The 10,167-nt window shown below is 60.9% G+C and carries 8 protein-coding genes and 1 tRNA gene; all 9 read left to right on the forward strand.

The genetic code is table 11. The annotated features are described in order from the left end of the window. The first annotated feature begins 28 nt into the window (after positions 1-28). Positions 29-104, forward strand: a tRNA-Trp gene (locus tag K2Q04_RS17280). 92 nt (positions 105-196) lie between these two features. Further along, the gene (gene secE / locus K2Q04_RS17285; RefSeq protein ID WP_291165945.1) at positions 197-394 is read left to right on the forward strand and encodes a preprotein translocase subunit SecE; all 198 of its coding nucleotides are present in this window, start codon (positions 197-199) and stop codon (positions 392-394) included. 50 nt (positions 395-444) lie between these two features. Further along, entirely contained in the window at positions 445-1,020 is a 576-nt protein-coding gene (gene nusG, locus K2Q04_RS17290; protein WP_291165946.1) for a transcription termination/antitermination protein NusG, read from the forward strand. A gap of 184 nt (positions 1,021-1,204) precedes the next feature. Then, positions 1,205-1,651 (forward strand): 50S ribosomal protein L11, encoded by a 447-nt coding sequence (gene rplK / locus K2Q04_RS17295; protein ID WP_291165947.1) that lies wholly within the window; start codon positions 1,205-1,207, stop codon positions 1,649-1,651. A gap of 4 nt (positions 1,652-1,655) precedes the next feature. Further along, positions 1,656-2,405 (forward strand): 50S ribosomal protein L1, encoded by a 750-nt coding sequence (rplA, locus tag K2Q04_RS17300; RefSeq protein WP_291165948.1) that lies wholly within the window; start codon positions 1,656-1,658, stop codon positions 2,403-2,405. Positions 2,406-2,733: 328 nt separating this feature from the next. Next, a complete protein-coding gene (rplJ, locus tag K2Q04_RS17305; RefSeq protein ID WP_092866905.1) occupies positions 2,734-3,255 on the forward strand; it encodes a 50S ribosomal protein L10 in 522 nt (173 codons plus the stop codon). Between the two features lie 107 nt (positions 3,256-3,362). Further along, positions 3,363-3,740 carry a 50S ribosomal protein L7/L12 gene (gene rplL / locus K2Q04_RS17310; protein ID WP_290991213.1) on the forward strand — a complete coding sequence of 126 codons (378 nt, stop codon included), beginning with the start codon at positions 3,363-3,365 and terminating at the stop codon, positions 3,738-3,740. Positions 3,741-4,019: 279 nt separating this feature from the next. Beyond that, a complete protein-coding gene (rpoB, locus tag K2Q04_RS17315) occupies positions 4,020-8,177 on the forward strand; it encodes a DNA-directed RNA polymerase subunit beta (protein ID WP_291165949.1) in 4,158 nt (1,385 codons plus the stop codon). Positions 8,178-8,285: 108 nt separating this feature from the next. Then, positions 8,286-10,167 (forward strand): DNA-directed RNA polymerase subunit beta' (gene rpoC / locus K2Q04_RS17320; protein WP_291165950.1); only part of this gene is annotated, 1,882 nt, incomplete at its 3' end.

Genomic DNA, 10,167 nt, shown 5'->3' on the forward strand with positions numbered 1-10,167 from the left:
GCGGTCGGGTTTTTGCTCGTATCGCGTTAGGGGTGTAGCTCAATTGGTAGAGCGTCGGTCTCCAAAACCGAAGGTCGGGGGTTCGAGACCCTCCGCCCCTGCCAGCCTCGTGACGGTTTGATCTGCCGACCGACCCGGTAAAAGACCGCGGTCGGGTGCGGCATGTTGTCGCTTATGCGCACGGAAAGCGGTTTTGATGGCGAAGTTCAATCCCATAACCTTTATGCAGGAGGTTCGGCAGGAAGTCGCAAAGGTTACCTGGCCGACTTGGAAAGAGGTGTGGATCACGACTTTGATGGTGCTCATCATGGTCGCGCTCGCCTCTGTTTTCTTTTTGCTCGTTGATCAAGCGTTGAGCTACATCGTGCGTTTCGTTCTAGGGGTGGCCAGCTGAAAACCGGCTCGCAAATTCGATTTGAGTGACGCGCCAGAGGGCCTTTGAGAATGGTTGTCGCGCAAGAACGCGAAGATAAAGGTACGGTTACCGGTACGCGCTGGTACATCGTACATGCTTACACGAATTTCGAACGCAAGGTCGCGGACGCTATACGCGAGCGGGCCAAGGCGGGCGGTCTCGATAATCTCTTCGAAGAGATCGTCGTGCCGACGGAAGAAGTCGTCGAGATCAAGCGCGGCCGGAAGATCCCGACCGAGCGCAAGTTTCTGCCGGGCTACGTGCTCGTCAAAATGAAGATGACCGACGCCGCGTTCGTCATGATCAAGAACACGCCCAAGGTGACGGGCTTCCTCGGCGCGGACAACAAGCCGATGCCGATCCCTGAAGCCGAGGCGATGCGCATCTTGAATCAGGTCAAGGAGGGCGTCGAGCGGCCGAAGCCGACGATCACTTTCGAGATCGGCGAGAACGTCAAGGTGGCCGACGGCCCGTTTGCCTCGTTCACCGGCATCGTCGAAGAGGTCGACGAGGAGCGTTCGCGCGTCAAGGTCGCGGTTTCGATCTTCGGGCGTCCGACGCCCGTCGAACTCGAGTTTACGCAGGTTGAGAAAGTGGCAGCCTGACGTCGCCGTTTCGGTGTCGCAGGCAAGAGAGTTCCGGCGCAGTGCCGCCGGAAACCGCATCGGGATTTGAATTCCGGAGCGGTGACGTGCGGGAGGACAGGTCATCCGTTGCGGAGGCCGGTCCGTTTGACCGCTAACCCTGAGCCCGGCCATCCGGTGCGGGCTCTAACGCTGAAGGGGAACTATGGCGAAGAAAATAGACGGCTTTATCAATCTTCAAGTACCGGCTGGGGCGGCCAATCCGTCGCCACCGATCGGTCCCGCGCTTGGCCAGCGCGGCGTCAACATCATGGAATTCTGCAAGTCCTTCAATGCGAAAACCAAGGACCTCGAGCAGGGTACACCGATTCCCGTGAAGATCACGGTCTACTCCGACCGTTCATTCACATTCGAGATGCGTCAGCCTCCGGCGACGTACCTGATCAAGAAGGCCGCCGGTCTGCGCCCAACGGGCAAGGGTGGCCAGGGCTCGAAGGAGCCGGGCCGTATCGTTGCCGGTCAGGTGACGATCGCTCAGCTGAAGGAGATTGCCAAGGGCAAGCTCAAGGACATGAACACCGACGACCTCGACGCCGCCGCCCGCACGCTTGCGGGTAGTGCGCGTTCGATGGGTCTCAAGGTGGTGGAGTAGTCCGATGGCAAAAGCTCAAATCAGCGCTGAGAAAATCAAGCAGACGCGCGATGCCGGTGGCAAGCGCATGGAAGCGATCAAGCAGGGTCTCCCGGCTGGCAAGTCTTACGGCGTCGACGAAGCCGTGAAGATCATCAAGGAACGCGCCAAGGCGAAGTTCGATGAAACGATCGAGGTTGCAGTCAACCTCGGCGTCGATCCGAAGCATGCCGATCAGATGGTTCGCGGCGTCTGCAACCTGCCGAACGGTTCGGGCCGTACGGCTCGCGTTGCCGTCTTCGCGCGCGGTGCCAAGGCTGAAGAAGCCAAGGCCGCCGGAGCCGACATCGTCGGAGCCGAGGACCTCGTCGAGATCGTCTCGAAGGGCACGATCAATTTTGATCGCTGCATCGCGACGCCGGACATGATGGGCCTCGTCGGCCGCCTCGGTAAAGTGTTGGGCCCCCGCGGCCTGATGCCGAACCCGCGCGTCGGCACGGTGACGATGGACGTCGTGGGCGCCGTCAAGGGTGCGAAGGGCGGCTCGGTGGAGTTCCGCGTCGAGAAGGCCGGCATCGTTCACGCTGGCGTCGGCAAGGCAAGCTTCACTCAGGAAGCTTTGGTCCAGAACATCAAGGCGTTTGTCGATGCGGTCGTGAAGGCCAAGCCGACGGGCTCGAAGGGCACGTACCTCAAGAAGGTTTCGCTGTCCTCGACGATGGGGCCGGGATTGAAGCTCGATACGGCGACCGTCGCATCGGGACCAGTCGTCTAAGTTTGAAGAATTCCGGGGCAACCCGGAAAACCCTGAACCGGGGCTTCGCGCTTCGGTTCAGCACTGTCCGAGATTGCGGGTGCCATACCGGTTCGCCGGGAAGCCTAAGTCTCTCTTTCTAGAGAGCCTGCATGAGACAGAAGTTGATCGGATTTGAGGCGAGAGCCTGAAGTTCGGTTTGAACCTTCTGGGTCAGCACCGTGCCGCTCTCACACGCGGTCCACGGGAACGAGGACAGACTAGAGTCGCCCGATCCTGAACGGAGACGGCGGCAAAGGTGCAACCCGCGGGGCTTCGTAAATGAAGCTTCGCAGCAAGGAGACGAGACGTGGATAGAGCCGCGAAACGTGAGCTCATTGATCATCTCCACACAGAGCTGAAGAGCACTGGCGTGGTTGTGGTCGCCCACAACACCGGCATGGTGGCTGCTCAATCCGCAGAGTTCCGCAGGCGCGTCAAAGACGCAGGCGGCTCTGTGAAAGTGGCCAAGAACAAGCTGGCACAGCTCGCGCTCAAGGATACCGACGCCGAAAAGCTTTCAGATCTTTTGAAGGGGCCGACCGTGTTGGCCTTCTCGAAGGACCCGATCGCCGCGGCCAAGGCGGCCGTCGCTTATGCCAAGGGTAACGACAAGCTCGTGATCCTCGGCGGCGCGATGGGGAAAACGATCCTTGACGCAAAAGGTGTGCAAGCCCTCGCCGATCTGCCGTCGCTTGATGAACTGCGCGCGAAGATCATCGGTCTCTTGAATGCTCCGGCGACGAAAATCGCCCGGACCGTCAAGGAGCCCGGTGCCAAGCTCGCACGCGTCATCCAGGCGAAGGCGTCGAAGGAAGAGGCTGCTGCTTAGCCGAAGCCGAGTTGTGGGGCTTTTGAGCCCTCGAAACCCACACGCAGCACGGCCCAAAGGGGGTGCTGCAATTCAACCTCTAGGTTCAAACCGTAAGGACACTATATATGTCTAAGATCGAGAAAATCGTTGACGACTTGTCGAGCCTGACCGTGCTCGAAGCTGCAGAGCTTGCCAAGGCTCTGGAAGAGAAGTGGGGCGTGTCGGCTGCAGCAGCAGTCGCAGTTGCCGCACCTGCCGCTGGCGGCGCTGCCGCTGCACCGGCTGAAGAGCAGACCGAGTTCACCGTCATCCTGAAGTCTGGCGGCGACAAGAAGATCAACGTCATCAAGGAAGTTCGCGCGATCACGGGCCTCGGCCTGAAGGAAGCCAAAGACCTCGTCGAGGCCGGCGGCAAGACCGTGAAGGAAGGCGTCTCGAAGGACGAAGCCCAGAAGCTCAAGAAGCAGCTTGAGGATCAGGGCGCAGTCGTCGAGGTCAAGTAATCGACGATCGGCACCGGCCAGGACCTCCTGGCCGGTGCCGATGCGTGCTTCCCGCCCGGCGGCCGGGCGTGACTGACATACCGCGCTTTCCGGCCGTCTCCCTGCAGGGAGGCGGAAGGCGCAAACAAGACGGTTTTCCGGAGGGTCCCGGGGTTCGCCAGAACCTCAAAAGGACCTTCCGGTGAACCGTTTCAAGAGGTCCCGGTTTTCCAGGGACCCTGAGCGCGTCGAATTTGAATCGCGGGTCTGCCCCGCAAACGAGAGCACGAAGGGACCGACATGGCTCAAACCCTCACCAGCCGTAAACGCCTCCGGAAGCAATTTGGACACCTCGGAGAAATCGCGAGAATGCCGAACCTCATCGAGGTTCAGAAAGCATCCTACGACGACTTCTTGATGGTCAAGGAACCTCCGGGCGGCAGGCTGGACGATTTCGGACTGCAGTCGGTTTTCAAGAGCGTGTTTCCGATCTCCGACTTCGCCGGCAAGTCGACGCTGGAGTTCGTGAGCTACGAGTTCGAACCGCCGAAATTTGACGTCGACGAGTGCATGCAGCGCGATATGACATTCGCAGCGCCGCTCAAGGTCAAGCTGCGCCTGATCGTGTTCGACGTGAACGAAGAGACCGGCTCGAAGTCGATCAAGGACGTCAAGGAGCAGGACGTCTACATGGGCGACATGCCCTTGATGACGTTGAACGGCACCTTCATCATCAACGGCACCGAACGCGTCATCGTCTCGCAGATGCACCGTTCGCCGGGCGTCTTCTTCGACCACGATCGCGGCAAGACCCACTCGTCGGGCAAGCTGTTGTTCGCAGCTCGCATCATTCCCTACCGCGGCTCGTGGCTCGATTTCGAGTTCGACGCGAAGGACAACGTCTATGTCCGTATCGATCGCCGGCGCAAGCTGCCGGTGACGACGATGCTGTATGCGCTCGGCCTCGACGACGAGGAAATCCTCGCGCACTTCTACAAGCACATCCCGATCAAGGAATCGAAGCGCGGCTGGAAAATGCCGTACCTCGCCGAGAAGTTCCGCGGCGTGACTCCGCAGTCGGATATCGCAGACGCCAAGACGGGCGAAGTCATCGCGCGTGCGGGCGAGAAGATCACTGCGCGTCGCTCGCGTGAAATCGCCGAGAGCGGCGTCAAGGAAATCCTGATCTCTGCCGAAGATCTCTCCGGCCGCTTCATCGCCGAAGACATCGTCGATCTCGAGACGGGCAAGATCTTCGCCGAAGCCGGCGACGAGCTCGATGCCGAGCTCCTGGCCGAGCTCAAGGAGCAGAAGGTCAAGGAATTCCACATCCTCGACATCGACTACGTCAATACCGGCGCGTTCATCCGCAACACGCTGAACATCGACAAGAACGCCAATCAGCAGGAAGCGCTGATGGACATCTACCGGGTTATGCGCCCGGGCGAGCCGCCGACCATCGAAGCGGCAACCGCGCTGTTCCAAGGCCTGTTCTTCGATCCCGAGCGGTTCGATCTCTCGGCCGTCGGCCGCGTGAAGATGAACATGCGTCTTGAACTCGACGCGCCCGACACGATGCGCGTGCTCCGCAGGGAAGATATCCTCGCGGTCGTGAAGACGCTTGTCGATCTGCGCGACGGCAAGGGCGAGATCGACGACATCGACCATCTCGGCAACCGCCGCGTTCGCTCTGTCGGCGAGCTGATGGAGAACCAGTATCGCGTTGGTCTGCTTCGCATGGAGCGCGCCATCAAGGAGCGCATGTCGTCGGTCGATATCGACACCGTCATGCCGCAGGACTTGATCAACGCCAAGCCGGCGGCCGCTGCAGTGCGCGAGTTCTTCGGATCCTCGCAGCTTTCGCAGTTCATGGACCAGACGAACCCGCTCTCCGAGATCACCCACAAGCGCCGTCTTTCGGCACTTGGACCGGGCGGCTTGACGCGCGAGCGTGCGGGCTTCGAAGTCCGCGACGTGCATCCGACGCACTATGGCCGTATCTGCCCGATTGAGACGCCGGAAGGCCCGAACATCGGTCTGATCAACTCGCTCGCGACCTTCGCGCGCGTCAACAAGTACGGCTTCATCGAGAGCCCGTATCGCAAGGTCGTCAACGGGCGCGTGACCGACGAGGTCGCCTACCTCTCGGCCATGGAAGAGATGCGCCATCACGTGGCGCAGGCCAACGCCGTGATCGACGCCAAGGGCAAGATGACGGAAGATCTCGTCACCGTCCGCCACAACGGCGACGTGATGCTCGTGCCGACGGATAAGGTCGACTACATCGACGTTTCGCCGAAGCAGCTCGTGTCGGTCGCGGCCGCGCTCATTCCGTTCCTCGAGAACGATGACGCGAACCGCGCTCTGATGGGCTCGAACATGCAGCGTCAGGCCGTTCCTCTGATCAAGGCGGAAGCGCCGCTGGTCGGAACCGGCATGGAAGAGCGCGTTGCGCAGGACTCAGGTGCTGCGATCGCGGCGCGCCGGACCGGCATCGTCGATCAGGTCGATGCAACCCGTATCGTCGTTCGCGCAACGGAAGAGCAGGACCCCTCGAAGCCGGGCGTCGACATCTATCGTCTTCGCAAGTTCCAGCGTTCGAACCAGAATACCTGTATCAACCAGCGGCCGCTGATCAACGTCGGCGACATCGTGAAGGCCGGCGACATCATCGCGGACGGTCCGTCGACCGAGCTCGGCGAGCTCGCGCTCGGCAAGAACGTGCTCGTCGCGTTCATGCCGTGGATGGGCTACAACTTCGAAGACTCGATTTTGATGAACGAGCGCGTCGTCTCTGAAGACGTGTTCACCTCGATCCACATCGAGGAATTCGAGGTCATGGCGCGAGACACGAAACTCGGGCCTGAGGAAATCACGCGCGATATTCCGAACGTCTCGGAAGAAGCGCTGAAGAACCTCGACGAAGCCGGCATCGTCTACATCGGCGCCGAAGTCCACCCGGGCGACATCCTCGTCGGCAAGATCACGCCGAAGGGCGAAAGCCCGATGACGCCGGAAGAGAAGCTCCTCCGCGCCATCTTCGGTGAGAAGGCGTCCGACGTGCGCGATACCTCGCTCCGTCTGCCGCCGGGCGTTTCGGGAACGATCGTCGAAGTCCGCGTCTTCAACCGTCACGGCGTCGAGAAAGACGAACGTGCGATGGCGATCGAGCGCGAGGAGATCGAGCGGCTCGCGAAGGACCGCGACGACGAATTGCAGATCCTCGACCGTAACGTCTACGCGCGCCTCAAAGACGCGCTGATGGGCAAGGAAGTCGCCAAGGGTCCGAAGAATGCTCGCAAGGGCACCGTGATCGACACCGCGATCCTCGACGATATCCCCCGCAGCCAGTGGTGGGAAATCGGGCTCGCGAACGAGAAGGCGCAGGCCGAAGTCGAAGCGATCCAGAAGCAGTACGAAGACGCCAAGAAGGGCTTGGGTCTGCGTTTTGCCGACAAGGTCGACAAGCTTCAGCGTGGTGACGAGCTGCCGCCGGGCGTGATGAAGATGGTCAAGGTCTTCGTCGCCGTGAAGCGCAAGATCCAGCCGGGCGATAAGATGGCCGGCCGTCACGGCAACAAGGGCGTCGTCTCGATGATCGTCCCGTCGGAAGACATGCCGTTCCTCGAGGACGGTACGCCTGTCGACGTCGTTCTGAACCCGCTCGGCGTGCCTTCTCGCATGAACGTCGGACAGATTCTCGAAACGCATCTTGGCTGGGCGTGCCGCGGTCTTGGCCGCATGATCGATGACGCAATTCATCAGTTCCACGAGAGTGGGCAGGCGAAGGCGCTTCGCGATCAGATGACGAAGGTTTACGGCGCTGAAGTGATCAAGCCGTCCATCAAGGACGAGGAGCTCGTCAGCATCTCGGAGAACCTCAAGACCGGTGTTCCGATCGCGACACCCGTGTTCGACGGCGCACGCGAGAAGGACATCGTCGAGATGTTGCAGCTTGCGGGCTTCGATACCTCGGGCCAGTCGACGCTGTTCGACGGGCGCACCGGCGAACCTTTCGATCGCAAAGTCACGGTTGGCTACAAGTACGTCTTGAAGCTGCATCATCTTGTCGACGACAAGATTCACGCTCGCTCGATCGGTCCGTACTCGCTCGTCACCCAGCAGCCGCTGGGCGGTAAGGCGCAGTTCGGCGGACAGCGTTTCGGCGAAATGGAGGTCTGGGCACTCGAAGCTTACGGTGCCGCCTACACGCTTCAGGAAATGCTCACCGTCAAATCGGACGACGTGGCGGGCCGAACCAAGGTCTACGAGGCGATCGTCAGGGGTGACGACGCATTCGAGGCTGGCGTTCCGGAAAGCTTCAACGTGCTCGTCAAGGAAATGCGCGCTCTCGGCCTCAACGTCGAGCTCGTCAACAGCGAAGCGCCTCCGATGATCGAAGCCGAAGTCGCGCCTGAGGAGCCACCTCAGGCCCAGCTGCCGCCGGCGGCCGAATAAGGAACATTCAAGACGGCCTCCGCTCTTATGAGAGCGGAGGTCTTCACGACTCGACCACTAGATTCCACGGGCGCGGCCACCCCCGCCGAGCCCTCGAGGAGACAGCCGATGAACGAAATCACCAACATCTTTAAATCGCAGGCTCCGGCTCCGGTGTTCGACCAGATCCGGATCTCGATCGCTTCGCCCGAGGACATCCTGTCCTGGTCATATGGTGAGATCAAGAAACCAGAGACAATCAACTACCGCACGTTCAAGCCGGAGCGGGACGGTTTGTTCTGCGCGCGCATTTTCGGACCGATCAAGGATTACGAATGCTTGTGCGGCAAGTACAAGCGCATGAAGTACAAGGGCCTGATTTGCGAAAAGTGCGGCGTCGAGGTGACGCTCGCAAAGGTCCGGCGCGAGCGCATGGGCCACATCGAGCTCGCAGCCCCTGTTGCCCACATCTGGTTCTTGAAGTCGCTGCCCTCGCGCATCGGCCTCTTGATGGACATGGCGCTCAAGGATCTTGAGCGCGTTCTCTATTTCGAGAACTACATCGTCATCGAGCCGGGTACGACGCCATTCGCCGAGAGGCAGCTCCTCACGGAAGAGCAGTACAACCAGGCGATTGATGAGTACGGCGCAGACACCTTCACCGCCGGCATCGGCGCGGAGGCGATCCGCGAACTCTTGTCCGCAATGGATCTGCACAAGATCGCGATCAATCTCCGCCAGGAAATCGCCGAAGCAACGACTGAACTGAAGCCGAAGAAGCTCGGCAAGCGCCTGAAGGTCATCGAAGCCTTCATGGAAAGCGGCAATCGTCCGGAGTGGATGATCCTCACGCAGGTTCCGGTCATCCCGCCGGAACTGCGTCCGCTCGTGCCGCTCGATGGTGGCCGCTTCGCGACGTCCGACCTGAACGACCTCTATCGCCGCGTCATCAACCGTAACAACCGCCTGAAGCGGCTGATGGAACTGCGCGCGCCCGACATCATCATCCGCAACGAAAAGCGGATGCTGCAGGAAGCCGTCGACGCACTCTTCGACAACGGCCGCCGCGGCCGCGTCATCACGGGCGCCAACAAGCGTCCGCTGAAGTCGCTCGCCGACATGCTGAAGGGCAAGCAGGGCCGCTTCCGTCAGAACTTGCTCGGCAAGCGCGTCGACTACTCGGGCCGTTCGGTCATCGTCGTCGGTCCGGAGCTCAAGCTCCACCAGTGCGGCTTGCCGAAGAAGATGGCGCTCGAGCTGTTCAAGCCGTTCATCTACGCGCGTCTGCAGACGCTCGGCCAGGCAGCGACCGTCAAGCAGGCGAAGAAGCTCGTCGAAAAAGAGAAGCCCGAAGTCTGGGACGTTCTCGACGAGGTCATTCGCGAGCATCCGGTGATGCTGAACCGCGCACCGACGCTGCATCGTCTCGGCATCCAGGCGTTCGAACCACAACTGATCGAGGGCAAGGCGATCCAGCTTCACCCGCTGGTCTGTGCTGCCTTCAACGCCGACTTCGACGGCGACCAGATGGCCGTGCACGTTCCGCTGTCGCTCGAAGCGCAGCTCGAAGCGCGCGTCCTGATGATGTCGACGAACAACATCCTGCATCCGGCGAACGGGCAGCCGATCATCGTGCCGTCGCAGGACATCGTGTTGGGTCTCTATTACCTGTCGATGATGCGCGACGGCGAACCCGGCGAAGGCATGATGCTCGGCTCGATCAACGAGGTGCTTCACGCCCTCGAATCGAAGTCGGTCAGCTTGCACGCCAAGGTCAAAGGCCGCTTCACCTCGACGACGCCGACTGGCGAGAAGCTCGTTGAAGTCCACGAGACGACGCCGGGCCGCATGCTGCTCGCTGAGCATCTGCCGAAGTCTGGCAACGTCACGTTCGCGCTGATCAACCAGCTTCTGACGAAGAAGAACATCTCCGGCATGATCGACGCCGTGTACCGTAACTGCGGTCAGAAGGAGACGGTGATCTTCTGCGACCGCATCATGGCGCTCGGCT

This window comes from Hyphomicrobium sp., from assembly GCF_019753045.1.
Taxonomy (GTDB): domain Bacteria; phylum Pseudomonadota; class Alphaproteobacteria; order Rhizobiales; family Hyphomicrobiaceae; genus Hyphomicrobium_B.